Genomic DNA, 26,564 nt, shown 5'->3' on the forward strand with positions numbered 1-26,564 from the left:
GGCACTTCTTTTTTTTGAAAATAAAATCGACTGAGTTGAAAGGAGTTTAACATGCGAATTGAACAGGATTCATTGGGTGAGGTTCAGATTCCGGATGAGGTTTGGTGGGGGCCACAAACCGAACGATCACGACACAACTTCACGACGGGCCCGTTAATGCCACTCTCCTTGATTCGTGCACTAATCCAAATCAAATGGGCCGCAGCGGCAGTCAATGCGCAAGAAGGGGTGATTAAGGCCGATATTGGCGAAGCAATCGTACGAGTCTGTCAGCAATTGACTTCGTTAACTGATGCGGAGCTACGTCAACACTTTCCCCTGCGTGTTTATCAGACCGGGTCCGGCACGCAGACCAATATGAATGTGAACGAAGTGATCGCACATTTGGCTAATGTCGATCGTCAGTCGTCCCAGCACCATCAACCCCCTGTTTTGCCAAATGATCACGTGAATGCCGGCCAGAGTTCTAACGATACGTTTCCAACGGCGATGCAGATAGTTGCCTATTCTGCACTGATGCGGACGATTGCGGCTGTTCAGAGTTTGAACGCAAGTCTAGCGACGTTAGAAAGACGTCATCAACGAACGGTTAAATTGGGACGAACACATTTACAGGACGCCACGCCGATCACGTTTGGCCAGGAGGTTTCCGGCTGGCGCGCAACCTTGAATGCTGACTTAACCGCGATCACGGCTACTCAACAGACCTTACTTGAGTTACCATTGGGGGGGACGGCAGTGGGGACAGGATTAAACACGACCCCACAGATCACCAACCAAGTGATTGCTCAGCTGGCTCAGCGACTTGAGACGCCGTTTAAGAATATGACCAATAAGTTTCATGGATTATCGGCACACACAGAACTCACGAATGCTCACGCCACATTGAAGACATTGGCGACCGACCTCTTAAAAATCGCCAACGACATTCGTTTTTTGGCGAGTGGTCCTCGTGGTGGATACGGCGAATTATCGATTCCTGCCAACGAACCTGGCAGTTCAATTATGCCTGGTAAAATCAACCCCACACAAGCCGAAGCGTTGACAATGATTGCCACACGCGTGATTGGCAACGACGTGACAATTGGCGTGGCCAATAGCCAAGGTAATTTTGAGATGAATGTCTACAAACCAGTGATCATTGCGACATTTCTTGAATCAGCGGATTTACTTGCAGGTGGCATCGCGCAATTCGATCTCCTGTTAGTACGAGGATTGACCGCCAATGAACAGGCGATGCGCGCAACCGTTGAGAATTCACTCATGATGGTGACCGCGCTCTCACCACATATTGGCTATGAAGCCAGCGCCGCGATTGCCCAAGCAGCTCTGCGTGAGCAGACCACGCTGAAAGCCGCAGCACTCGCTTCTGGCCGAGTGACCGAGGCACAATTCGAAGATTGGGTCGATCTGTTGAAGATGACGACGATTGAATAAATTGAATATTTTTTCTAAGACACGCCATCAATGATGGATGTGTTTTTTTAGCTGGAATTTAGAGCAGTGTCTTAGAAATCACGCCTTTCCTTCAAGCCGCATTAATTGCGTGACCTTCTTGAAAGTGATATCCTTTTGACACAAGTTACTTTATAAATAACAGTATGATTTTTTTAAGTGATGTGATCAAAATGGTCTAGAGAGGAGTCTTGTCTTGAAATATTCACATCGGTTGAGCGATGCCATTCATATTCTAGCGTTCGTCGTCATCTATGCAGACGATAATCTTTCTAGTCGTGCGATTGCGGCGAGTATTCAGTCTAATCCCAGTTTGATTCGGCGTTTGATGGCACGTTTGGTGAAGGCAGATTTATTGGTGAGTCGACCGGGGATGGTGGCGCCACATTTGAGTCGGCCGGCCGACCAGATCAGCTTGCTGGATATTTATCGCGCAGTTGACGATGAGCAGACGCTGTTGCATTTAGATTTGGATACCGATCCGCTGTGTGTGGTTGGTGGTAATATTCAGGGTGCGTTGGGCCCCGTCTACCAGGTGATTCAAACGGCCGCAGAACAGAAGATGTCGACGATCACATTGCAACAGATCATCGACGAAATCCAAAGGTTGGCGCATGAAAAAGGACAAGGGTCAGTGACAGAAGCGGGGGGAGACAAACGATGATCGAATTTGAACAGGTGACAAAAACCTATGGTCAGGAAAATGCCTTACAGAACTTAAACCTGACGATTAATGATGGCGAATTATTCGTCTTGGTGGGACCCTCGGGGAGTGGTAAAACGACGTTGCTCAAAATGATCAATCGACTGGTGGTTCCAACAGCAGGTCAAGTTAGGATTGATGATCAAAATGTGGCGGAAATGGATTTGGAAAATTTACGTCGTCATACGGGTTACGTCTTACAAGCCGGCGCACTATTTCCCAATATGACGGTTGAGCAAAACGCAGGCGTTCAGTTAGAGGCGCTTGGTTGGCAAGCGCCCAAACGACATCAGCGTATCGTTGAATTACTGAAGAAGGTTGACTTGGATCCAGAAACGTTCTTGACGCGTTATCCTAATGAGCTTTCTGGAGGTGAGGCACAACGCATCGGGATTGTCCGTGCGCTGGCCGCCAATCCCAAGTTGATTCTAATGGACGAGCCCTTTAGCGCATTGGATCCGATCTCGAAGCGACAGTTGCAAGAACTGATTCTACAATTACATCAAGAGTTGACGACAACCTTCGTCTTTGTGACGCATGATATGCGCGAGGCCATTCACTTGGCGGATCGATTGGCGGTCGTCCACGATGGTGAATTATTGCAGGTCGGTACAGCCACTCAAATTTTAGCCGAACCCGCGAATGAATTTGTCCACGATTTTTTCGACGACGATTCGATTCGACGTCAGTTCATGCAAGCTGTCTTAGACGCGGGACTTGGTCAAAGAGTGACGTCAAAATCTGCCAGCGCGTTAGCTTCAGGCGTGATTTTTTCCGGGCAAGTCGAGCAACTCGCTAAGAGCGACACAATTTTTGATTGGGCCAATCTGGTTCAGCAACAGCCACAACAGATCGTTCAAGTGGCTGGTCGTTTATTGAAGCCCGCTGATTTAATTGCTTACTTGGCACGAATTGGGGAGGCGAAATAATGCTAGCGTCATTGATCAACTACTTAGAAAACAATCGCCAGGAAATTTGGCTCTCGCTAGGTCAACATATCGAAATCTCAGCTATTGCAGCCGTGATCACGATTTTGATTGCGATTCCATTAGCGGTCGTGCTGCTGGATCATCGACGCGGTGGGGAATTCGTGCTGCAAGTTGCCAGCGTGATTCAGACGATTCCCAGCCTGGCAATCCTGGGCTTGCTGATCCCGTTTGTTGGTATTGGCACGGTTCCGGCAATCATTGCCTTGGTTTTATATGCAATCATGCCGGTGTTCTCAAATACTTATTCGGGGCTAACTAACATCGATCCCTTATTGTTAGAGGCCGCAGATGCGATGGGTGTTTCCAAGCGGTATAAGCTTTTCCGAATTCAAATTCCACTGGCAATGCCAATGATTCTGTCCGGTATTCGGATCGGAGTCGTGATGATCATTGGGACAGCCACACTAGCTGCGTTGATTGGCGGCGGTGGATTAGGGACCTATATTCTCTTAGGCATACAAAGCAACAATAACGATGCATTACTGATTGGGGCCGTCCTAGCCGCTATTTTAGCGCTGGTGGCGAGCTGGTTGATTCGGCGCTTGTCACACGTTTCTTTCAAGAAATTAGGTATCGGTGTCGCTGTCTTAGCTGTTATAGGTGCGGGCTTCTATGGCGTCCGTGCGTTAATTCATCCCCAGACAGAAACAATCACAATTGCTGGGAAAATGGGCGGTGAACCAGAGATCCTAATCAATATGTACAAGGATTTAATTGAGGCAGATCATCCAGAGCTCAAAGTCAACGTCAAGCGAAATTTCGGTGGGACGAGTTTTCTGTTCAAGGCACTCAAGAGTGATCAGATCCAGATCTATCCGGAATTCACGGGAACGGTGTTGCAATCCTTAGTTAAAACAGATCGAGGCGTCGATCATGATCCACAAACGGCTTATCAGACAGCCAAGAAGGCACTCGCCAATCAGTTCAGGATGACTTACTTGAAACCCATGGCTTATCAGAATGGTTATGCGATGGCGGTCACTGAAGCCACTGCGAAGAAGTATCAGTTAAAAGCTGTGGCAGACTTAGCGGCTCATCCAGAATTACTGGCGGGTTTCGATCCCGATTTTTACCAACAACCTGATGGCTATCCTGGGCTGAAAAAAGCCTATGGGTTGAATTTCAAGACAGTGCGCACAATGGAGCCTTCGTTGCGTTATGAGGCTTTGGCCGATGGTAAATTAGGCGTAACGGATGCGTATACGACTGATCCACAGGTGAAGAAGTATCGACTGGTCTTGTTGGAGGATACGAAGAAGTTTTTCCCTCCTTATCAGGGCGCGCCGGTAATGATGACCAGCTTCGCAGAGAAGCATCCAGGCGTCATCAAGAGTCTTAATAAGCTTGCCGGCAAAATTACCACGACTCAAATGCAAGAAATGAATTATCAAGTGACTGTTGAGCATCGTAAGGCTGCCAAGGTTGCGCGGGAATTCTTGATCAAAAGCAAGATTCTAGACCCATCAAAATAGTGTCGTGATTTCACACAAAATTAAAAGAGGACCAAGATAGGTTTTTCCTATCTTGATCCTCTTTCTTTTGAAATAATAAGTCATCTTATCTTGCTTGAGTTGACGACTAACTAATCCTTTTTTGAGGCACTAGAAATGGCATCAACTTGTGGTGCAATAGGCGGGGTCACTTTTTGTGAAGCACTTGAGACCGCATCGACTGAACCACCGGTAAGCTGCTGACCAGTTTTCTTGAGGTAGAAGTCAATAATTGGTTTGATGTCGAGAATATACTCATTAACGCCGGCATAGTGGCCTTCATCATCATGCATGGCCGCATAGTTGTGAACGACATATTTATCCAGGCCATGCGTTGGCACAGGCATCTGAACACGTTCAGTCTGACCAGAACGCAATGCTGCAATGACAGCTTGAACATGTTTGTAAGTGCGCGCAGGGTGGCAGTCGCCGATTGGATTGCCGACCTGACCTGGTTTTCTGTGGGCGAACATTTGCGCCGAGTCAGCATTGTGATTGTAGTATAAAAATTGATTATTCGCATCTACAAAAGTGATCTCAAGTGGGATTGATTTCAAGAGTGCATTGATTTGATCGACGGTCAGAATGCCACGATCAAGTTCAACGTAGGTCGCGCCTTTGACGGGCTTGACTTTTTCGATAGCCTGTTCGACCCAATCCTCGGCATGCATGTCAACATCTGGAATCGTTGTCGCAATTTGACCAGTGGCGTGGAGATCTTCTTCTGGTAAAGGTTCTGGCTCTTTAAGCTGTGAGGCGACGCCAATGAAGCGGACGAATTTATGCAAGGTTTCACCGAGGAACTGACGCGTTTTTTCATCGTTGAGGTTACCTAGTTCGTCAAATGCTTCTTTGGCGCGTCCAAGCAGAAATTCGTTGCCTGGCATCGTGATTGCTCCCACTCCCGGTGCGTCTAAAATTTGACGTAGATGGAGTTGAGCGCGCGAAGTGCCCTGGTCATAATAAGAGCAGCCAACGATCATCACCGGCTTATCTTGCAGGGGATGAATCTTGAACGAAAGCCATTCTAGGACACTTTTCAGTCCTGCTGGGACGGTGTGATTGTGTTCTGGAGTGGCAATGATGACGCCATCCGATTGAAAAATTTTTCGTTTCAAGTTTTGAATCAGAACGCTCTCAGTCAAATCTTGACTTTGATTAAACATGGGAATGTCTTTGATTTCAAAGATTTCCAAATCAAATAGATCTACATATTCTTTTTGAATATATTGTAAGAGATCACGATTGTATGAAAGATCGGCATTTGATCCGACAAGACCTAATAATTTCATTGTTAAAACTCCTTCGCAAGTAATTTTAGATTAATCTTGATGACTGTTATGAAGATCTTCCCACGAGAAATCGGCGGCTTGTTTCTGATTCTGGGCATGTGCGTGCTGTAATTGAGCAGTAATCGCGATGAAAATTAAGAAATTCGTGAAAAGACCCTCTAGCATTTCGACACTGTCAGGATCAATCAGTTGGTTCTTGTCATCGAAGGCGGTCAACGAGTTGGCTAATAAGAATTCCGAACTTGGCATGATTCGCGCACGCAACTCGGGAGCATCTAACATCTGCCGCAGTTGAGCCTGGGCTCGCGATGAACCGAGCACACCATAAGAAGCACCAGTAATCATCACGGGTTTGTCAACGAAGGGATAAATACCGTATGAAAGCCAATTTAACGCGTTGATCAATACCGCCGGTACCGCGTGATCATACTCTGGCGTGCTGATGATGACACCATCAGCAGCGTCGATCTTGGCTGCCAACTGTTGGACACATTCGGGGACTTTTTTATCTGCTGGCTTGTTAAACATTGGGAAGTCCTTGATCTCAACTAATTCGATTCGAGCCACTTGCTGGAAGTGATCTCGCATGAACTGTAATAACTGGCGATTGGTGGACTGATCTGAATTTGTGCCGACAATAGCAATTAAATTTTTCATTACTCGAGTCCTTTCAATTATCATGTTGATTTGGATAAATTAGTGCATTGCTTCAGGATAAGTGTTAGCGCTCACATGGATACATCTACAGCATACACTAGCCTAGATGAGGCGTCAATATGGTTCATTATTGTTGACTCTGCTCAACCTGAAAAGAGTGATTTCTTGCTGTGATTTAGGGAAAAACTGGGTGCAATTTGCTGAGTAGTGGCGTCAACGCATCAGTGACATGCGCACGTTGCACATTAAAAATGAGTGGTTGGTGTCTTCTAATTGATCGATCGTAAAAGTAACAAGAAAAGTCTGAAACTTTTGATGATTTTGAAGGACAATTCCTTGAAAACAAACAAGGCAGTTGATATACTTTCTTAGTCCCATTTCGGACGATACGAGAATAGACTAATTGAATGAGGGGTCCAATTGAAAAATGAAACGATTAAATCAGATTTAAAATTATTCTATGATCAGTGGCATGCCTATCAGCATGTTCAAGACGATTATGCACGTCGCAAGGGCGTTTCCAGCTCAACAATTGATGTATTAGCCATTCTGCAGACGATTCCTGAACACTGTACACAACGTTTCTTGGTGGCGCATACCTTGCTGCCCAAGCAGACAATTAATGCAGTGATCACGAGTTTGCTGAAGCAAGGTTATGTTGATTTGACACAGTCTCAGTCAGATCGACGCGTGAAAGAAATTCGGCTCACTGAGGCGGGCAGACACCATGTCTCAGAAATGATTGATCCGCTATTTGCAGCAGATTATCAAACGATGTCGGAGATGCCGGAAGACGAGCGGACGCTGATGTTAAAGAGTCTAGCCGCGTATACGCAGGCTTTTGCGGATCGGGTGGATCAATTGAATTAAAGTTTAGGGGAGGCACGAATGAAGTCATTAATGAATTTGATGAAAAAGTATCGCGGTGATGCCATGATTGCCATTATTGCGACACTCGTGATTGCTTTTGCCACACTTTGGCAACCACGTATCTTGCAAGAAATGATCACCGCCATCTTGGCCCGTGATCAACAGACAGTTTTAAATTTAGGGCTCCAATTAATCGGGTTAGCTGTTCTAGGCATCGTCGCCGGAATCATCAACACGATTTTCTCAGCGAAAGCCGCACAAGAAGTTTCCGCGGATATGCGGGAAAAAGGTTATCGCAAAATTCAAACGTTCTCATTTGGGAATATTGAGAAATTCTCCGCATCCAACTTGGTGATTCGTTTGACCAATGATATTAACCAGGTGCAGATGGTGATCATGAGCGTCTTACAACAGATCATTCGGATCCCCGTGTTGTTCTTAGGGGCTTTCATCCTCGCAATTCTGACGATGCCGAAATTCTGGTGGGTCATTGTAATCATGTTGGTCTTGATCGTCGCCGTCAGCATGTTCTCATTCACACGAATGGGCAAATACTTCGAGAAGTTGCAGACGACGCTTGAGAAAAACAATACCTTGGCTCGTGAAAACTTGATGGGGATGCGCGTCGTTAAATCATTTGTTCAAGAGCAGAATCAGATCAATAAATTTTCGAAATCATCAGATGAGATGACGGAAACAACGATTCGCATTGGTAATCTCTTCTCAATTCTGATGCCGGCCTTTTTCTTGATTGGTGACTTAGCAGTTGCCGGCTCGATTCTGCTTGTCGGCACGATGGTGACCGATGATCCTAGCATGATTGCGGCGATTCAAGCGTTCATCAGCTACTTGATGCAAATTTTATTCGCGGTGGTCATGGGTGGCTTCATGATGACAGGTGCCTCGCGTGCTTTCGTCTCATTGGGGCGTTTGCAAGAAATTTATGACACTGAACCTGACTTGACTTTCCCACATGTGGCAGAAACCCCATTGAGTGGGGACGTTGCGTTTAACCATGTCACGTTCACCTATCCAGGGGATGACCAACCTGTCCTGCGTGATATTTCGTTCACGGTGCAAGCCGGTGAAATGATTGGTATCGTCGGTGCGACCGGTTCAGGGAAGACGACGTTGGCTCAACTGATCCCTCGGTTATATGATCCTGATTCTGGCGAGGTGCTAGTTGGCAAGCGCGATATTCGCCAGGTGAATGAGAAGTCGTTACGCGAAGCAGTTTCGTTCATCTTGCAACGTTCGACGCTCTTTTCCGGGACAATCTCGCATAACTTGAGGCAGGGGAAAGAGGATGCCACGTTGGATGATATGCAATGGGCGGCCAACGTGGCCCAAGCCGCAGAGTTCATTGAGAAACTCGATGATCAATACGATGCCAAGGTTGAGGAGCGTTCAGCCAATTTCTCAGGTGGACAGAAGCAACGCTTGTCGATCACACGTGGCGTGATTAAAGCACCAGCAATCTTGATCATGGATGACTCGACCAGTGCGCTTGATGCCCGCTCAGAAAAATTAGTTCAAGAAGCGCTCGGCAAGGAATTAAAAGGCACAACGACGTTTATTATCGCGGAGAAAATATCGTCGATCATCAAGGCGGATCGAATTTTGGTCCTGGATCAAGGACGTTTGGTTGGTGAAGGTACTCACCATGAATTAGTCAACCAAAATGCCGTTTATCAAGAGATTTATCGGACGCAAAAGGCATTAGAGGAGGTGTAACGTGAAAGATCTTAAAGGCGCAGGGCAATTCTTTGCCCATTATTTAGGAAAATATTGGCGAAAATTAAGCTTGGTTATTTTGTTGACCATCATGAGCACGTATTTTCAAGTGAAGGCTCCTGTTTTCATGGGACATGCCTTCGAAGATTTGGCAAAATATTTACAACTTTATCTGAACCCCGCGACACGCGCAACGGCTTCAAAAGCAGATTTCAATCAGGCCATCATCAACCTCGTGATTTTTTACATTCTAATCTCGGTGTCGATGTTAATTAGCTCGCTACTGATCTCGCAAGTGGCAGGGCGTTCGACGGGGACGATGCGAATCGGCTTGTTTCGCAAGGTGCAACGCATGCAGATTAGCTATTTTGATACCCATTCCGATGGTGACATCTTAGCACGGTATACATCTGACTTGGATAATATTTTTAACGCAATGAATCAAGCGTTGTTTGAAGTCTTTAATAGTGTCATTCTCTTCGTCGGCATGCTGATCATGATGTTCAGGCAGAACGTGACCATGGCGTGGATGACGATTGCCACCACGCCGATTGCGGTCCTACTCGCGGCAATCGTGATTGTCAAGGCAGAGAAGTATGTCAATCACCAACAAGACGATGTTGGCAAGTTGAACGGCTACATTAATGAACAGATTACCGGGCAAAAGGTCATTATCACCAATGGCCTGCAGGAAGATTCAATCGCCGGTTTCGTCAAGCACAACGACCAAGTCAAAAAGACGACGTTTAAAGGGCAGGCCTGGTCAGGGGTCTTATATCCATTGATGCAAGGCATGTCATTGCTGAATACCGCTATCGTGATCTTCTTCGGCTCATGGTACGTTTTGAACAACAATATTAATCAAGCGGTTGGTTTGGGACTTGTTGTGATTTTCGTTCAGTATGCACAGCAGTATTATCAACCAATTAGTTCGTTGACGTCGCTTTACAACATGATCCAATTGGCAATCACAGGTGCACGCCGAATTAATGAAGTTCGCGAGCAACCTGATGAAATTGCGCCAACCAATGGCATTGCTTTTAACGGTATTCAGGAAAAAATTACGATTCAGGATGTTCATTTTAGCTATTTGCCAGACAAAGAAATCTTACATGGCGTGTCTATTGAAGTCGATCAAGGACAGATGGTTGCGCTAGTTGGACCCACTGGCTCGGGTAAGACGACCGTGATGAACCTGCTAAATCGATTCTATGATGTCGATTCTGGTGCAATTTTATTCGATGGTGTCGATATTCGCCAAATGGACCTCAATCAGCTACGAGATCACGTCGGTATCGTCTTGCAAGATCCACAATTATTCAGTGGGACAATTGCCGACAACATCAAGTTTGGTAAGCCGGACGCAACCGAAGCGGAATTATTCGATGCGGCACGTCAAGCAAATATTCATGATTTCATTATGAGTTTACCCGATCAATATCAAACACAGATCGATGATGATCATTCGCTGTTCTCGGCTGGGCAGAAGCAGCTCATGTCGATTGCACGAACGATTCTGACTGATCCGAAGCTCTTGATCCTCGATGAAGCCACGTCGAATGTGGACACAGTAACCGAAGCACAGATCCAGGCGGCGATGGACAATGTGATTGCTGGTCGAACCAGTTTCGTCATTGCCCATCGACTTAAAACAATTCTCAACGCAGATAAGATCGTCGTCCTCAGAGACGGTCAGGTGATCGAAGAAGGCAATCATCATCAACTTCTCGCTGAAAAAGGATTCTATTCGGAGCTTTATCATAATCAGATGATTTTCGAATAGTCAACAAAAAGCCCCACGGTTGTAGGGCTTTTTGTTTTGCCTTTGAAACTTTTTCAGTCTTAAGGGGCACAAAAGAGGCAAATTGAGCACGAGTTTAGTTTATCTATGAGTTGCGAATTGCGTTTGTAATCGTGTGATCATACATTTCTAATGTGGTGCCGGTCGCCTGAGGTCTCTCGCGCACATCAATAGTTCAATTTGCCCTGCGCATGTTGTCTTAAATCATGGGCATAAAACTCAAATAATTCGACGTTGCCTAATTCTTTCAACATTTCGACATAGTGCCAACACTGCTGACTGGAAGCGTTAGGATCTTTTAGAAAGGCGAGCAACGCCTCATCATACTTTTCTAAGAAAGAGGCGTATAAATCATTGGCCGCGATGGTTCGGCGAGTCTGTTCAAGACGGTGGTGTAAATTATTTGGACATCTTCCGGTGAAAGTGCGAATAAGGTGTTCGCAAATAATTCTAATTCATGATCTCCCCAAGTTTCCACTTGATATAAATAGTTCTTGATCATCGCAGAATCTTGGATCGAAATCGCCGTGTGATTTAATTTGGATCTAAAAAATATCACCGATAATGGCTAAGTGAAGATATTGAATATCTCAATCAGATTGAAAGCGCTATCTAAAATGTGCAATAAAAAGATCAATGCCATCAAGATCTTCTTGAATAAATAGGGATTTTAACTGGTCAAGCATTTGGTGACGCGTCTCCTTAATTTCACAAATATGGAAGAACCCGTCGATGGTCAAATGAATTTTTTTGAGTAATTGATCGAGTAATTGCACGCTGATATCTGTTTTTTTTCGCTCAAAACTAGATAGTCCCTGTTTACTCATGATTCCCGCAGCAACACTTTCCAGTGAAAGGTTTTTACTTTGTCTAATTTTCCGAAAAGCGGTTCCAAAATTTGTCATATCAAAGCTTCCTTAACTTGTGCCAAAAAAAACGAACAAATAGATGAATTTTGAAAATTGGTGTTATATTAAGATAACTTTAGGAAAATGGTGGTCAAAATGAGAAAACCGAATAATGATTTGATTCAGATTGTTGAAAGGTGTTTTGTGGTCAAGGTTAATGTGAACAATGTGGTCAGATCCGTGGTCAAGACCTCATTGCGACCAATCAGATAGCAGAACAACGAATCGATATAAGTTGATTATATCACAAGACCAAACGCAAAAAATATTTTGATTATTTTTCAGCAATTCCAGAACCAATTCAAAAACTAACTAGATAGTGAGATGAACAAAATGGCTAATTCAACACGATTAGATATTTATGGGACGTTCATGGCTAATGTTCATGAAAGGTCAATGGCTACGATTATTTCAACAGAGGATAAACAATACTCGTTTGTTGAAGTCGATCAACTTGTTAATTATCTTGCAGCTAGAATCGAGCAATTAGCGGGTTCGGAGAAACAACGTATTTTGTTGTCTTTAACGCACTCTTACAAAATTATTGTCGCGATTTTAGCTGTTCTAAAAACCGGTCACAGTTATGTCCCTTTGAGAAAAGAATACGGTGAAACTGAAATTAAGAGAATTGCGATGGAATGCGGGTCAACAATCGTCATCTCTGATCATCGAGAATTTTCAGAGTTGCAAACCGTTTTAATCGATGACTATTCCGATGCTAATCTGTCTGGTGACGAGCGGTGGCATCAGTATCGCCCATCTGAAGAAGTTTATATCCTTTATACGTCAGGGAGCACTGGTACGCCCAAAGGCTGTTCAGTTACCTATGGCAATTTGCAGTATATTCTACGAAATTTAAGAAAGATAGGTCGCTATACCCGAAACAGTGTGGTTGGATTCAGTACACCGTTCACGTTCGATGTTTCGGTGACCGAGATTTATGCTTTTTTTTGGTGCTTCAATAGTTGTTTGCAATCTTACCGATTTTGACGCGTTTAAAAAATTTCCTGAAATGATCCAGCGGTTTGGTGTGACACATTTAACGTTTTCCCCGTCAGGATTCAAGAACTTTTTCCGGGTCTACTCAAAAGATCAAATGGCACAATTGAATCGGAATCTGGACTGCGTCATGCTTGCAGGTGAAGTATTTGATAAGAAGATTTTTGATGAGTGGCGTGAGAACGGGCATCATTATCGTTTGCTCAATCTTTATGGGCCAACAGAAGCAACCGTCTATGCCACTGTTCATGAATTGATGCCCGGTGCAGTTTACGATTCAAGTATTCCAATCGGACAGTGTTTAGAGGATTGTGTTTAGAGGATTTTGGTGCAGTCATTGACGCGCCAGATGGACGAGGAATCGGCGAGTTACTCCTTTATGGCGCGGGTATTTCGCATGGTTATATCAATAATCAAGCAGCAAATGAGAAGTCTTTTTTTGAACGTGAGGGTAAGCGCTATTACCGAACGGGAGATCTCGTCAGTGAGCACAATGGATTGTTCTATTATCATGGCAGAAATGATCAACAAGTGCAGATCAATGGCATTAGAGTCGAGTTAGGCGAAATAGAGGCCAAGCTGACAGATCTGATTGGGGTTGACGAGGGGATTGTTGTCATGAACGATCAAATATTCACCGCAATTATTAAACGTAACGATCCCAATCTAACAGCCGAAACGGTGATTGGTCAATTGAAACGTAAATTGCCGAGATATATGATTCCTAACAAGATTTATTTTGTCGCTGAGTTTAGATTCAACGCGAGCAACAAGATTGATCGCAAAGCCATGATCAACGAGATCCATGAAACGACAACGACACGTGATTTGGAATCTCAGGCGAGGATCGAACCGGCTTCTGTATCGCCGTCAATTGGGCAGATCATCTTACAAATGATGAGCGAATGTTTGCAAGACAGATTTCAAATCGAGTTGCACGAGAATGATGATTTCTTTGCATTAGGCGGCGATTCTTTAGATACATTTGTGTTACTGACGAAGATTGAAAACGAATTTGCGATTGAACTGAAGGCAGATGCAATCTATGATTTGCGGACACCGAAGAAAATCGCGGCCTATCTCAGTCATTTACAACATTCAGAGCAGCCGGCGCAGGGAACTCAAGATTTGAGTCGCGACTACGAAAATATTATTTCGTTGACTACCCAAGTGAAGAAGCGGTTATATGATCAAGAGGAACAGCTGTTGAGAAAATTTCCAGCAATCTATCTTCAAAAGTTTTATTATCAAGGCCGTTTGTCGAGCACGATTAATTTTCAATATGAGATCGGTAATCTCGAGATTGAAACGGTCAATGACGCCTTGATTAAGTTGATCAGGTTGAACTCAATTCTACATGCGAAAATATCCAGCAGCGCAGATGGCTTGGTTTTCGAGGAATACGAGATCGATTCGAATCATACTTTCCCAACCTTAACGATGGCTCAAATTGATGATCATTTCATTGATTTCGTCTATGACAATTATGCTCAGGAATTGTTCTATGCTAGATATCAAGGTGGTTTTCTAGCGACATTTATTATCATCAAGCATCAGAATGGAATTCGGTTGGTTGGTCTACTCGATTACACGATAGCAGATGCCGCGAGCATTTCTCTGATCAAGATTAAGCTCGGCGATATCCTCAACAAACGAACGATTGGCGAATCGCCAGTCTATGAAGATTATTGCGCGTTGGTCCGAGCAAACAACCAAGATATCGGGGCTATCAGAAATAGTCGATATATTCAACAACTTGCTGCGAGTGAAATCGGTCATAAAAAGGCGTTTTTGAACTCACTTCCAGCAACTAGGGGGCTTCAAGATTGATGGCATCAACAATCAAGATAGCGTTCTGACCAGTCAATACATTTCCTTTGTGATTGGCCAACAGCTACTTGAGAAATTGCCTGATGCTCAGGTGGCTGTCAGAAATATTGTGAATTTACGAAAAATTCCTCATTATTCTTTTCGAGAGACCATTGGTGATCTGCATGTGAGTATTTTTTTCGTCTATCATCGTCATGCGACATTTTCAGAATTCAAGCAAGAGGCAGATTCGTTCGTTGATCTGTTTGCGAAGAAGATGTTTCGCCATTCATCATTGATTGAAGACGAGTCCTTGCAGCATGATCAAACAGTGCTCGAGATTAAGAAAATTGCACATGGGTCCGATCTCACGGTCGTTAATTATCTGGGCCTGTAAAACGATGAAGAGTTAGAATCATTCAAGCAGAACGTCTTTGAGATGCAAAGTAAATTGAATACCATAGATTCCCGAATTTATATCACCGCTATTGCCAATCGAGATCAATTATATATCTTCACGAATAGAGATATTTCTGATGGTAAGCAAGCGCTAATAGGTGATGCAAATGAAGAATGAAAAGGAAAATCAGGGTAGGGTCATCATTGCGACAATGATATCTAAGCTAGGGTCGATCATTTTTGATTATGCCAATAGTCGTTTCTTGATTAGTCATAGCACTCAGAGTGTCGCGCTCATGGCGTTATATCAAGGCTCAGAAAACTTTTTAGGTGTTATCGCCAATACTTTTGGGGGGTGCAATCTCAGATCGGCACAACCCTAAAAAATTAGTTATCTTAGCCGATTTTATCAATGGCTTGATGTGCTTGGGATTATCATTCTTGGTCTTGCAGAAAAGTTTAATTATTGCGATCTATATTGTTAACTTGATGATGACCATACTCTATGGATGCTCATCCCCAGCAACCAAATCGTTGATAAAACATTTGGTCAGAAAAGATAATCTGATCTCTTTCAATAGCTTAGTTGAAGTTTTCGGTCAAGTTGCACGAGTTGCAGGTCCGGCAATTGCCTTGGTCGTTGTCAACCAAGTAGGTATTCGCGGCTCTTTAATTATCAACGGCTGTTCTTATCTCCTAAGCGGTGTGATCAATCTTGGTCTCAAGCCATTTAATCAACTGTCATACAAAGAAGCCAAAAAGAAATCAATTCTTAGAAGTATTCTTGAGGGCTGGACCTACCTTTTTTCGGATGGCCACGTTTTATCCTTGGTCATCCTGTCTTCATTGACGAATATTTTCTTGGCTGGATATAACTTGTCGCTGCCATTTGCCGATTCCTTTTTCCATTTTTCAAACGGAAAAGCCTACGCAACGTTTTTGATTGCTGAAACAATCGGAGGTATTTTAGGCGCAGGGATCAGTAAATGGGCAAAGAAACTTAAGTCGGTCGGGGATATTAGTTTGTGGTTATTACTTTCTGGCGTTTTTTATTCATGTTGCCTTTATTAGGTCTTGTTTCGACGAATTTAATCGTTTTGTCGTCTCCAATCATGGCTTTTAATGCTTGTCTATCAATTTTTAACATTAAACTCTTTACATTTGTATGATGCTTATATTGGACGAGTTTTTAGTTCTATTTTCACATCAGCTATCTTTCTAATGCCACTGGGAACATGGCTCTTCTCTCAGATTATGAAGGTGAAGTCTGTGACGATTTTCTATGTGATTGGTGGCGGCATCATCATCATTTCATTAATCTATTTGATCGGCAGCAGGTTGCGAGCAACGAACAAGGAGTAGCACTCAAATGAAACCAATCACTAGTTTAAACTGACTCGCGAGGTTCAGCATTAACAGTTATTGCAAGTCTGAATGAATGCCAAGCTGTCAGAAATCATTTGCCCACCTTGATTTGTCCTTCTAAGCATTCTTGAGTATACTGAGAAGGTAGTTTTTATTTGTGAAATCAAAATATGATCAAAGGGGTCACATGATGAGTTGGAAAGATGGTATTGAGCCAAGTTTGGTGAAGGTCGTTGAAAAAGTCGATGCAAAAATCGCGCCACGCCTCGCCGAATTGGACGAACAAATTTTAGAAAATCAAGATAAGGTCCTAAAGTCATTTCAGCGTCACAATGTTGCCGAGAATCATTTGTATGGATCAACGGGTTACGGCCATAATGACGAAGGGCGCGATGTCCTCGAAGAGATTTACGCCGATGTGCTGGGTGGCGAGGATGCACTCGTTCGGCCACAATTTGTCTCAGGAACGCACGCAATTGGAACGGCATTATTAGGCCTCGTCCGTCCTGGCGATGATATTTTATACATCACCGGTGAACCATACGATACGTTGCAAGAGGTCCTGGGTCTTGCAGGGAACGGCATTGGTAGTCCGACCGAATACGGCATCGGGGTTGACTTTGTGCCACTATTAGCGGATGGTTCGGTTGACTTTGAAGGTGTGAAGGCTAAGATTACTGAAAAGACCAAGGTAGTTGCCATTCAACGTTCATGCGGTTATGCCACTCGTGATTCGTTCACGATTAGCAAAATTAAGGAAATGTGTGACGTTGTTCGCTCAGTTCGCCCGGATGTCTGGATCTTCGTTGACAATGCTTATGGCGAGTTTTCGGAGACAATCGAACCGCTGCAAGTTGGTGCCGATATCATGGCCGGCTCATTATTCAAGAATGCCGGCGGTGGCCTTGCAAAAACTGGTGGCTACATTGTTGGTCGCAAAGACTTGATCGAACGGGTCAGCTATCGTTTCACTGTTCCTGGTATTGGTGGCGAAGAAGGTGCCACATATGGCGCATTGATGGATATGTTTGAGGGTTTCTTCATCTCACCACAAACCACGGGTAATGCAATCAAGGGTGCGATTTTTGAAGCAGCACTCCTGGAAGAACTTGGTTTGGACGTCGCACCTAAATGGGACGCACCGAGAACGGATTTGATTCAGAAGGTTAACTTCGGGAATAAAGAAGACATGGTTCACTTCGCGCAAGCAATTCAAATGGCCTCACCAGTGGATTCATTTGTCGAACCGATTCCTGAAAAGATGGCGGGTTACGAGGATGAAGTCATCATGGCCGGTGGAACATTCGTTGCAGGTTCAACGGTCGAATTTTCCGGTGATGGCCCAATTCGTCCACCATACACGATTTATATGCAAGGTGGCTTAACATACGCCCACGTGAAGTTAGGAATCATCCAAGCCGCACAGTACACGTTTTATCGTCAAAAATAAATCTCAAGCTTGAGTCACAATGCAATTGGTACTAATCGAAAAAGCACTTCACTGATTTTGATTTCAGTTGAAGTGCTTTTTGTTTGGTTAACAATTTGTGGGTCATCTTATTTTTTGGCAATGACGTGTACGACTGGCGTGCCATTTTCATCCGCTGAAACGCCTTGAATTTCTGGTGTGAATCCTGGAAATTGCTTGATCGCGGAAAAGAGGGTCTCAAAATAGCTGATCGCGGTTGAATGCCAAGTTTCACCGGGAACAACAACAAAGATCCCTGGAGGGTAAGGCAACGCGCCTTCAACCGCAATTCGACCAATGGCATCAACTAACGGAACGATTTCATCTTGTCCTTTGACAAAAGCAAGGTCTGCTTGTGCGGGTGTCAAACGCGTTTCACGCTGACGCGAGCCAGTGAACAAGGCGCGTTGATTAGCAACTAACTGGTGATCCACGAAGAAATCGGAAATTTCTTGGCATAATTCGGGTAGCGTTAAATCGCGATAACGTTCACCAGTTTCTGCAACGAGTTTAGGTAAGACATCAACGACACGTTTGTTTTGTGAGTAATCGCTCTCGAAATCTTGTAAGACTTGGAAAAGTCGATGCCAATCTTGATCATTCGAACCAGGTGTTACCAAGAATAAGAGGGAGTTTGGATCTGCTTTTTCCGGAACGATGCCGTGATCAAGAAGGTACCGATCGACCACCCAACCACAGATACCGCGCTCGTGAGTCTTAGGTAGTGTGACTGTAACCTTGAATGGATCGAGATAAGCTTGATCTGGGAGTAAATCAGGGAAGCTGTGCCAATCTGCATTGGGAGTTAAGGACCACAGTGCTGGATCAGTGGTGATCTCAGACATTGAATGTTTCAGCAAGTCCGGCGAGTTAAACGTGTCAAATAATTGTAAAGATTGGACTTGTTGACGGAAACGAATCGATGCTGCCAACGCGTCTTGCCAGATGGCTTGCCCAAAACGACCTTGATTCAAGGCGACATTAACGGCAAGTGAGGCATAAACAGGATAAGAATAACTAGTCGTGACGTGCTTTAAATAGGCATGATTGAAGCGTGCGTGCGTGACGTAACGTGCTTGTCCCTTGATGTGAGCATCCTTTTTGTGAATCTGGGAGGTCTGAGCGAGCCCAGATTGTTGCTTATGGACGGATTGTGTCACAAGAATGCCGGGATCTTCTGGCGTCAAGGTCAACTGTAGGGGATCCATTGCTTTGGTTAACGGACTAAAAGGTTCGTAGCCACCCCAAGCCGCGTCGAAAAGCATATAATCCGTTAAATGACCGAATTTTTTCAAGAGCGTGGCCACATCTGGAACCAACCCATCGAAAGTTTCGAGCTCCATCACCGCCATTCGGAATGGGCGGGCATCGTTAGCTTTTTCTGGAGCGACTTTGGCGATCCACTGGCGTAAGTTTTCTTCAGTGATGTCATTGAGGTTGATGGGGCCAATCAAGCCGAGATCGTTGCGAAGTGTGTCTAAATAGATGGGAATCGCGCCATTAAGAACGAGCGCCCCATTGTAGAGGGACTTGTGGTTGTTACGATCGAAGAGGACGAGGTCACCAGGACTGAGTATGGCACTCGCGCATATATTATTACTGCCTGTCGTGCCGTTAGTGACAAAGTAAGTCTTATCGGCGTGCCAGATTTTTGCGGCAGCTTGCTCGGCAGAAAGCGGCGTGCCACCATGCGTTAACATATCACCAAGTTCAGTGACCACATCACTGGTATCGCTGCTAAAGAAAGTTTGACCATAGGCTTGCTTGAATAAATAGCCGGCCGGTGCGAGTTCGTCATACTCACCGGCGTGGTGCCCGGGTGTGGCGAAGCTGGTAGGATTACGATGACTAAAATCAAGTAAGTCGTTTAAAAATTCTGGAATTTGTTCATGCTCATATTTTTCAGCGGCTGCCTGAATTTTAGCAAGGTCAGCTTTCGTCAAACGACCTTGCTGAAGTTGCAGCGACTGCCAAGGTGCTTGAACGGCATCACCGCCGATGACAAAGGTAGGAACCGGCAGATGGCTGGCCTGAATACGTGTTTGGAGCTCGTGGTCTTGCGCCTCAATCACTAAGGCGTTGAATGCCGCAATTGGTTGATCATGAATCACAGTGAACACCTGTTCATTTAATTGCGTGAACAGCGTTGAAGTCATACCAAGTTGAAGTAACAGTGGACTCATTCCTTTCAGAAAATCATCAAAAATTATGATGAAATTTTATCAATCATCTATACATTCATTTCATTATAAGATAAAATGAAACTTATGCAATACGGGCGACGACAACTTAATTCGCGTTCATCGGTTAAACTGATGGGCGTACTTGCTAACATTGACCGCTATGTGAAGTCGATCAACTTCACAATGGGTTAAAATAGACGGAATTAAGTAATCGCAGTCTGACATCGAATATCATTATAGTTAGGGTGGTTAGTTGTGCGTCCATTTCGGAATAAAGAACCAGGTCAGGTCAGAACCGTCTATATGAACAGATAAATAATTTCTCTTAGTCCCATTAATTTGGATAACATCGGAGAAAAATTGTAAATTTTAGACTCGTTTTGAGATTTGATGGAGGTTTCTTTTTCATGGATGATTTAAATACCCAACCTAAGTATATGGCCTGGCCAGTCTTAGGCTTATTAGTTTTTGTGACCGTAATTGGTTTTGAAAATATTCTGTATCCATTTCAAAATCAAGGGCTATCGGTTGTTTTCTCGTGGATTTTCTTGTTACTCGCTTATATTATTCCCTACGCCTTGATCTCGGCGCAAATTGGGACGACCTTCACGCATGAAGGTGGCGGTTTGGCGACATGGGTGCGCCATACTTCTGGTGATACCTTGGGTTACTGGACAAGTTGGATGTATTGGTCCAGCACATTGCCTTATTTGATCGATGTCTCGAATTCGGTCATCGTTGCCTTCTCATGGTTGATTCTCGGTAATAACACCCTTGACAAGCATATGTCGAATGAATGGTTCGGTATCCTGACCTTCGCCGTGATTCTCGTCTTCATTATTCTTGAAAACTTATTTAGCCGTTCGCTCGAAGTCATGTCGTTGATCGGTGGCGCCGCAATGTTCTTGATGGGTGTCCTGTTCGTCTTCATGGCTGCAGCTGGTGTTGCAAAGGGATTCCCAATCGCGACACAGCCATTCAACTTGGCCGCATTTAAGCCACATTTCTCAATACATTATTTCTCGACGACTGGACTGCTGATTTTTGCCACGTCAGGTGCCGAATTAGGGGCGACCTACATTGGTCAGTTGCGTAATCCAAAGAAGCAATTTCCAAAGGCAATGTGGATGTTAGCCTTAATGACTGGTTTCTTGGTCATCTTCGGTTCCTTATCACTCGGTGTCTTCTTCAATGCCAACCACTTACCCGATGATTTAAAAATGAACGGTGCCTATTACGCCTTTCAGATGTTAGGCGAGCAGTGGGGTGTCGGCAAATTGTTCATGTATATGTTTGCTGGGACACAGCTGATCTTTATGTTAGCTCAGTTGGCAGTTCTGATTGATGCCTCTAGTCGGGTTCTTTCGGCCGATACCGCAATTCAGTACATGCCAAAATGGCTACTGCAGAAGAACAAACAAGGTCGGCCGATCCACAGCTATATCTTCACGGCCAGCCTTTGCTTATTCCTCTTATTGATGAGTAGCACCTTGCCGAATATTAATTCGGTCTTCAACTGGTTACTCAATCTGAACGGTATTGTTTCGCCATACAAGACGTGTTGGGTCTTCTTCGCCTTTCTAAGTTTACGATTGCAACAAGACAAGTTTGAATCTTCATACGTTTTCATCAAAAATAAAAAGGGTGCGTTGTTCGTTGGTGGCTGGTGTTTCTTGTTCACCTTTGTCTGCGCAACGATGGGCTTCATGCCCCAAGAAGCTGTCTTTGGCAGTGCTGCGTTTGACCACCAATTATTGATGAATGTCGTGTCAGTTATCGTCTTATTTGGTCTCGGTTTCGTGATGCCGTTACTCGCAAGATTCGAACTCAAGCATCATCACTCATTGTCATAGCTCATTATGAGGGCTGTTCTTAGCAATGAGTGCAAGTGACGATCAAAGCCTCTAGCCATTGGATTTTTCCAAGACTAGAGGCTTTTTTTGAATATGGGTGGGTTTAAATGCGACGTTTATTTTCCAAAAGCTCACGGGATAATTCAATCAAAGAGGGTATTTAAAAGGGTGAGGACAGTTGACTGTTCTCACCCTTTAAGGCATCTCAAAATTATGTTCTTTTATAGTGTTAGTGTTATTTGATCGATGAGGCTAGCTGTGATGATTATTTGTTATCTTTGATAATCTTCTCAGTTGTTGTCTGCAATGATGTTAAGGCTTTCTTGACAGGTTCGTTCTTTGTCAACATCGCATCAACAGTCTCTAACAACTTCGTCCGATATTCAGAGAAGCCAAGGAAGGCATTTGATTGGAAACCATCATCAAGTGAATCAACGGCAGCTTTGTTATAAGGGTTGTCTGTCAAATATTTCTTGAAGTCAGTGGTTTCAGTTGCAGACTTACGTAATGGCACGTAACCTGTTGATTTTGCCCACTTAGCAGTTTCTTTGGCAGACATTAAGTATTTCATGAATGCCCAAGCGCCTTTTTTCTGTTCTGCGCTTGCACTCTTAAACATGACAATGTCGTTGCCGGCAATTTCAGTGGCTTTTTTACCATTATAGCTTGGTAATGGCATTGTTCCCCAGTGAAGGGATTTAGGGGCTTGTGCGACCATCTGAGTAACACCAGCAGATGAACCAGCATAGAATGCTGACTTACCTTGGGTGAAGGCTTGTGTCCAGTAGAAATCTTCACCGGCCGTCTTGGCTGTCTTATTCTTGATCATATCCATGATGAAGTTAGCAGCTTCGAGTGTAGGTGCGGCGTCAAGATTTGCTTTAGGCGCCTTGGTGATCAAAGGATTGCCAGCTTGGCGAGCCAAGCCTTCGAATTCCATGTCCCAAGACTTGTCGAAGCCCATGCCATAGATGCCGTGTGCTTTAAGAACTTCGCCATCTTTAGCAATATCTTCCCAGGTCGTTGGCTTTTTCAAGTTATATTTGTCCAAGATATCTTGGTTGTAATACAGCACTCGAACAGATTTACTGAAAGGTACTGAGTAATACTTGCCTTGATACTTTGAACTGCTGAGGAATGAAGGATAAATATCTTTTAAGTCAGCGCTGGATAATTTGTTACTGCCTTTAAGCATGTAGTTGTCTAAAGGTTCAATCAGATTATTTTTGCTGTAGTCAGGAACAGTGGTATAAGTTGTCTGCGAAATAACAGGAAGACTATTTGACTTTGCGGCAGCCATGATTTTCTGCTGTAATGCGGTATAGTCACCTTGTGCCGTGCTGACGACCTTATATTTTGATTGTGAACTGTTGAAATCATTGATAATTTTCTTCAAAGCTTTTTGGTAAGGGCCATTCATCCCGTTCCAAAAACTGATCTTAACTGGTTCGTCTGACTTCGCTTTAGAATCACCTGAGGAATTTCCACAAGCAGCTAATGTCAAGGCTAAACCTAATGAAGCAACTGTTAACAATGCCCGTTGCCAACTTCTTTTTTTCATTGATCTATCTATCCTTTCAGTCCTGTTTTTGAGATGCCTGCAATAATGTACTTTTGAAGGAACACGTACAGAATTACCATAGGGATAATGACGAACGTCGATGCTGCCATGAGCAGTGCATAGTTAGTGCCGGCATCAGAAGTGAAGGCCTGCAATCCAACTGGCAATGTTCGTAGATTCTCAGTATTGGTGACGATCAGTGGCCACATAAATGCGTTCCATGAACCGATCACTTGCAATACGGTGACAGCCGTAATGGTTGATTTAGAGATGGGCACCAAGACATGCCAGAGGTAATGCCAATCGCTGGCGCCATCAATTTTAGCCGCATAATAAATTTGATCAGGGACGGATTGGAAAGTCTGCCGCAAGGTGAAAACGGTGAAGAAACTTGCCAACCAAGGAATAATCAAGGCACCATAAGTATTGACCAGATGGAGTTGTGAAAGCGTGACGAAATTTGGAATGATTAACATCTCGCCGGGAACCATCATGGTGCCAAGAAAGATAACGAAGAGAATGTTTTTGCCATAGAAATTCAGGCGGGAAAATGCGAAAGCAGCGAGAATACTAGTTAAAAGTTGTCCAGCGGTGGTAACTGTCGTCACGAAGACACTGTTGATGAAGTACCGCAAAAATGGGGCTTCTTTCAAAGCGTTAACGTAGTTGCTGAACATCAGATGTTTCGGAATCCAGATTGGTGGAATTTTGACTGTTTCAGGCTGTGTCTTCAATGAAGTTGAAAGCATCCATAAGAAAGGCATCAGCATAATGATCGCGCCAAGTACTAAGATGACGTAGCGCAAAATAATTGCGGTTTTTCGTTTCATTATTTGTGACACCTCCTAATAATGGACATGACGTTTGCTGTACCAGAGTTGGAACACGGTAACCAGCAAAATCATGAAGAACAACACGACACCACTGGCAGCAGCAATCCCGTATTTCCATTCTGTATAGAATTTTTGATACAAATAATAAACGATGGTCAGCGCTGACTTGCTTGGACCAGGTGTGCCATTGAACAGGGCGAAGATTTCATCGAAGACTTTGAAACTACCAATCACACCATTGACACTCACCAAGAAAGTAATTGGTGAGAGCAGTGGCACTGTCACATTGGTGAATTGATGCCAAGTATTTGCACCGTCGATTTTAGCCGCCTGATAGTAGCGTTCATTGATATTGTTGAGTCCAACAAGGAAGAGCACGATGTTGAATCCCAAGTTCTTCCAAACGCTCATGATGATCAGGGCGAGCATGGCATAGTGTGGGCTTTCCAGCCAAGAAATGGCATTGACACCGAAGAAACTCAAGAAATAATTCAGCAAACCATAATCACCGTTATAAATCCAGTGCCAAACTTGTGCGATTGCGACCGTACTCGTGACGAAAGGCAAGAAATAAACAGTTCGGAAGAGGCCAGAGAGCCATGTGATCCGATTCAAGAGCAAGGCAATCGCTAATGAGATAATGACGGTCAAAGGGACAACCCCGATAACGAAGATCAAGGTGTTTTTGACGGCAATGTGGAAGTCTGGATCTGAGAACAAAAATTTAAAATTGTCGAAGCCATACTGCGAAACAATATCACGAAAGAAATCGTATTTCGTATAAAAACTCATAATGAATGACTTCAGAATCGGATAGATATTGAAGGTGATCGTGATAATTAACATAGGTAGCAGGTAAAGTAAGGCTTTACCTGTTGATTTCAATGTCGGTTTTTCATTCAACATCTTGATCACCACCGAATATGCGCGTACCTTCTTGATCAAAGAGATAGAAACCAGATTTTTGTAAGTAGAGTGGTAATTCCTGACCTTCGGCGAGTTCTGCCTCAATCTCAGTCGTTAATAGTCGTTTGCCATGGAAGTCGAGTAGCGCGTTCTTTTCACGACCGAATTTTTCAAAGGTTTTGACTTTGGTGGTGATGGTTGCTAAGGTATCTGCGCCTGTATCGTGGTCTTGTAAGGCCTCGGGACGAATACCAACTTTTTTAGCTCGTTTCAGAATTTCAGCATCAACATGGTCAGTCAACTCATCATCGAAATCTTCAATATCGATGGTGTTGATGACCGGTTCGCCGATAAATTGAGCAATGAAGAGATTGCTTGGATTATCGTAAAGTGTTTCAGCGGAGCTAAACTGTTGGATCTTGCCACTATTTAGAACCATGATGTGGTCGGAAATGTGTAAAGCCTCATCCTGATCGTGGGTGACAAAGATGGTTGTGACGCCAGTTTCTTGTTGAATGCGGCGTATTTCCTGACGCATTTCGATTCGTAAACGGGCATCCAAGTTCGACAAAGGCTCATCAAGTAACAGCAGACTTGGTTCTTTAGCCAATGCACGTGCAATAGCGACACGCTGTTGCTGTCCACCAGATAAGGAACCGGGTTTCTTATCTAATTGATCATCGACATGAACGAGTTTTGCCAACTTAATGGCTTTTTCACGACGCTCAGCTTTAGGCACCTTCGCCATCTTCAGAGGAAACATGATGTTGTCCAACACTTTAAGGTGTGGGTAGAGGGCGTAGTTTTGAAAAACCATCCCGACTTTTCTTTGCAGTGCATCTTGTTTGGTGACATCTTCATCACCAAAGAAAATGTGTCCTGAGGTTGGTGCAAGTAAACCAGAAATCATCATTAATGTTGTCGATTTACCACAACCACTTGGCCCCAGAATGGAAACCAGTGTCCCTTCAGGAATTGTAAAATTCAAACGATGTAAAATCTCACGCGAACCATCATAGGAAAGTGAGACATCTTTGAAAGTAACTTCCAACAGTTTCGCCCCTTTTATCGGTTTTCGACCACAATATAACTACTTAGTCTAGAAATATCATACAACATTTTGTGTTCAATGTCTTGACCGGTTTTGACGGAAAAGCGTTTTTTTTGACGGATATTTTTTTCTAATTGTTCGGAAACATTATTGTTTATTAATTGGGATGAGGATTGAATGCTGAATCAAATTAGTTTGTGGTCTTATTTTGTGTATAAATTTATTCAGATACAGCTTA

At 44.0% G+C, this 26,564-nt stretch carries 22 protein-coding genes and 1 pseudogene; 14 read left to right on the plus strand and 9 right to left on the minus strand.

Features of this window, described 5'->3' with window-relative positions; translation table 11 throughout:
- The first annotated feature begins 51 nt into the window (after positions 1–51).
- The 4 genes from FC15_RS01300 (at position 52) to FC15_RS01315 (ending at position 4,619) form a co-directional block, all read left to right on the plus strand.
- Positions 52–1,437: a class II fumarate hydratase gene (locus tag FC15_RS01300; protein WP_057823154.1), complete on the plus strand. Its 1,386-nt coding sequence runs from the start codon at positions 52–54 to the stop codon at positions 1,435–1,437.
- A gap of 214 nt (positions 1,438–1,651) precedes the next feature.
- Positions 1,652–2,119, plus strand: coding sequence for an Rrf2 family transcriptional regulator (locus FC15_RS01305; protein ID WP_057823156.1), 468 nt, complete (start codon positions 1,652–1,654; stop codon positions 2,117–2,119).
- The gene (locus FC15_RS01310; protein WP_057823158.1) at positions 2,116–3,087 is read left to right on the plus strand and encodes an ABC transporter ATP-binding protein; all 972 of its coding nucleotides are present in this window, start codon (positions 2,116–2,118) and stop codon (positions 3,085–3,087) included. Before FC15_RS01305 ends, FC15_RS01310 begins: the two co-directional genes overlap by 4 nt.
- Positions 3,087–4,619, plus strand: coding sequence for an ABC transporter permease/substrate-binding protein (locus FC15_RS01315; protein ID WP_057823160.1), 1,533 nt, complete (start codon positions 3,087–3,089; stop codon positions 4,617–4,619). Before FC15_RS01310 ends, FC15_RS01315 begins: the two co-directional genes overlap by 1 nt.
- Positions 4,620–4,729: 110 nt before the next feature.
- On the opposite strand, the gene FC15_RS01320 is transcribed toward FC15_RS01315, so the two are convergent.
- Both FC15_RS01320 and FC15_RS01325 read right to left on the minus strand, forming a co-directional pair.
- Positions 4,730–5,929 carry an NADPH-dependent oxidoreductase gene (locus FC15_RS01320; protein WP_057823162.1) on the minus strand — a complete coding sequence of 400 codons (1,200 nt, stop codon included), beginning with the start codon at positions 5,927–5,929 and terminating at the stop codon, positions 4,730–4,732.
- Positions 5,930–5,959: 30 nt separating this feature from the next.
- Positions 5,960–6,586 carry an NADPH-dependent FMN reductase gene (locus FC15_RS01325; RefSeq protein WP_057823163.1) on the minus strand — a complete coding sequence of 209 codons (627 nt, stop codon included), beginning with the start codon at positions 6,584–6,586 and terminating at the stop codon, positions 5,960–5,962.
- 420 nt (positions 6,587–7,006) lie between these two features.
- Here FC15_RS01325 and FC15_RS01330 point away from each other — a divergent pair, with 420 nt between their 5' ends.
- From FC15_RS01330 to FC15_RS01340, 3 genes are read left to right on the plus strand one after another with little or no spacing between them, the layout of a single operon-like run.
- Positions 7,007–7,456 carry a MarR family winged helix-turn-helix transcriptional regulator gene (locus FC15_RS01330; RefSeq protein WP_057823165.1) on the plus strand — a complete coding sequence of 150 codons (450 nt, stop codon included), beginning with the start codon at positions 7,007–7,009 and terminating at the stop codon, positions 7,454–7,456.
- Between the two features lie 18 nt (positions 7,457–7,474).
- Positions 7,475–9,190, plus strand: coding sequence for an ABC transporter ATP-binding protein (locus tag FC15_RS01335; RefSeq protein WP_057823167.1), 1,716 nt, complete (start codon positions 7,475–7,477; stop codon positions 9,188–9,190).
- Between the two features lies 1 nt (position 9,191).
- A complete protein-coding gene (locus FC15_RS01340) occupies positions 9,192–10,973 on the plus strand; it encodes an ABC transporter ATP-binding protein (RefSeq protein WP_057823169.1) in 1,782 nt (593 codons plus the stop codon).
- A 349-nt stretch (positions 10,974–11,322) separates the two neighbouring features.
- Here the strand turns inward: FC15_RS01340 and FC15_RS09435 are convergent, their stop codons facing one another.
- Both FC15_RS09435 and FC15_RS01345 read right to left on the minus strand, forming a co-directional pair.
- On the minus strand, positions 11,323–11,550 hold the full coding sequence (locus FC15_RS09435; protein ID WP_083479031.1) for an Rgg family transcriptional regulator: 228 nt from the start codon (positions 11,548–11,550) through the stop codon (positions 11,323–11,325).
- Between the two features lie 49 nt (positions 11,551–11,599).
- Positions 11,600–11,896 carry a helix-turn-helix domain-containing protein gene (locus FC15_RS01345; RefSeq protein WP_057823171.1) on the minus strand — a complete coding sequence of 99 codons (297 nt, stop codon included), beginning with the start codon at positions 11,894–11,896 and terminating at the stop codon, positions 11,600–11,602.
- Between the two features lie 399 nt (positions 11,897–12,295).
- Here FC15_RS01345 and FC15_RS09290 point away from each other — a divergent pair.
- The 6 genes and pseudogenes from FC15_RS09290 (at position 12,296) to FC15_RS01380 (ending at position 17,921) form a co-directional block, all read left to right on the plus strand.
- Positions 12,296–13,217, plus strand: a pseudogene (locus FC15_RS09290) (AMP-binding protein).
- Positions 13,208–14,728: a non-ribosomal peptide synthetase gene (locus FC15_RS09390; protein ID WP_057823177.1), complete on the plus strand. Its 1,521-nt coding sequence runs from the start codon at positions 13,208–13,210 to the stop codon at positions 14,726–14,728. The pseudogene FC15_RS09290 and the gene FC15_RS09390 overlap by 10 nt, the downstream one beginning before the upstream one ends.
- Before the next feature lie 109 nt (positions 14,729–14,837).
- Positions 14,838–15,104, plus strand: a complete 267-nt coding sequence (locus FC15_RS01365; protein ID WP_057823179.1) for a hypothetical protein — start codon at positions 14,838–14,840, stop codon at positions 15,102–15,104.
- Between the two features lie 350 nt (positions 15,105–15,454).
- Positions 15,455–16,177 carry an MFS transporter gene (locus tag FC15_RS01370; protein ID WP_057823182.1) on the plus strand — a complete coding sequence of 241 codons (723 nt, stop codon included), beginning with the start codon at positions 15,455–15,457 and terminating at the stop codon, positions 16,175–16,177.
- A gap of 150 nt (positions 16,178–16,327) precedes the next feature.
- Positions 16,328–16,468: a hypothetical protein gene (locus FC15_RS09085; RefSeq protein WP_157051234.1), complete on the plus strand. Its 141-nt coding sequence runs from the start codon at positions 16,328–16,330 to the stop codon at positions 16,466–16,468.
- A gap of 193 nt (positions 16,469–16,661) precedes the next feature.
- Positions 16,662–17,921: a methionine gamma-lyase family protein gene (locus FC15_RS01380; RefSeq protein ID WP_057823186.1), complete on the plus strand. Its 1,260-nt coding sequence runs from the start codon at positions 16,662–16,664 to the stop codon at positions 17,919–17,921.
- A 107-nt stretch (positions 17,922–18,028) separates the two neighbouring features.
- On the opposite strand, the gene FC15_RS01385 is transcribed toward FC15_RS01380, so the two are convergent.
- Entirely contained in the window at positions 18,029–20,113 is a 2,085-nt protein-coding gene (locus tag FC15_RS01385; RefSeq protein WP_371861344.1) for an Orn/Lys/Arg family decarboxylase, read from the minus strand.
- A gap of 416 nt (positions 20,114–20,529) precedes the next feature.
- On the opposite strand from FC15_RS01385, the gene FC15_RS01390 reads away from it, so the two are divergent.
- The gene (locus FC15_RS01390) at positions 20,530–21,975 is read left to right on the plus strand and encodes an APC family permease (RefSeq protein WP_057823188.1); all 1,446 of its coding nucleotides are present in this window, start codon (positions 20,530–20,532) and stop codon (positions 21,973–21,975) included.
- A gap of 265 nt (positions 21,976–22,240) precedes the next feature.
- Here the strand turns inward: FC15_RS01390 and FC15_RS01395 are convergent, their stop codons facing one another.
- From FC15_RS01395 to FC15_RS01410, 4 genes are read right to left on the minus strand one after another with little or no spacing between them, the layout of a single operon-like run.
- The gene (locus tag FC15_RS01395) at positions 22,241–23,536 is read right to left on the minus strand and encodes an ABC transporter substrate-binding protein (protein WP_057823190.1); all 1,296 of its coding nucleotides are present in this window, start codon (positions 23,534–23,536) and stop codon (positions 22,241–22,243) included.
- Positions 23,537–23,544: 8 nt separating this feature from the next.
- The gene (locus FC15_RS01400; protein WP_057823192.1) at positions 23,545–24,366 is read right to left on the minus strand and encodes a carbohydrate ABC transporter permease; all 822 of its coding nucleotides are present in this window, start codon (positions 24,364–24,366) and stop codon (positions 23,545–23,547) included.
- A gap of 15 nt (positions 24,367–24,381) precedes the next feature.
- Positions 24,382–25,275 carry a carbohydrate ABC transporter permease gene (locus FC15_RS01405; RefSeq protein WP_057823194.1) on the minus strand — a complete coding sequence of 298 codons (894 nt, stop codon included), beginning with the start codon at positions 25,273–25,275 and terminating at the stop codon, positions 24,382–24,384.
- Positions 25,265–26,326 (minus strand): ABC transporter ATP-binding protein, encoded by a 1,062-nt coding sequence (locus tag FC15_RS01410; RefSeq protein WP_057823196.1) that lies wholly within the window; start codon positions 26,324–26,326, stop codon positions 25,265–25,267. The genes FC15_RS01405 and FC15_RS01410 overlap by 11 nt, the downstream gene beginning before the upstream one ends.
- Positions 26,327–26,564 lie beyond the last annotated feature (238 nt).

It is taken from the genome of Lapidilactobacillus concavus DSM 17758 (assembly GCF_001435835.1).
Classification (GTDB): domain Bacteria; phylum Bacillota; class Bacilli; order Lactobacillales; family Lactobacillaceae; genus Lapidilactobacillus; species Lapidilactobacillus concavus.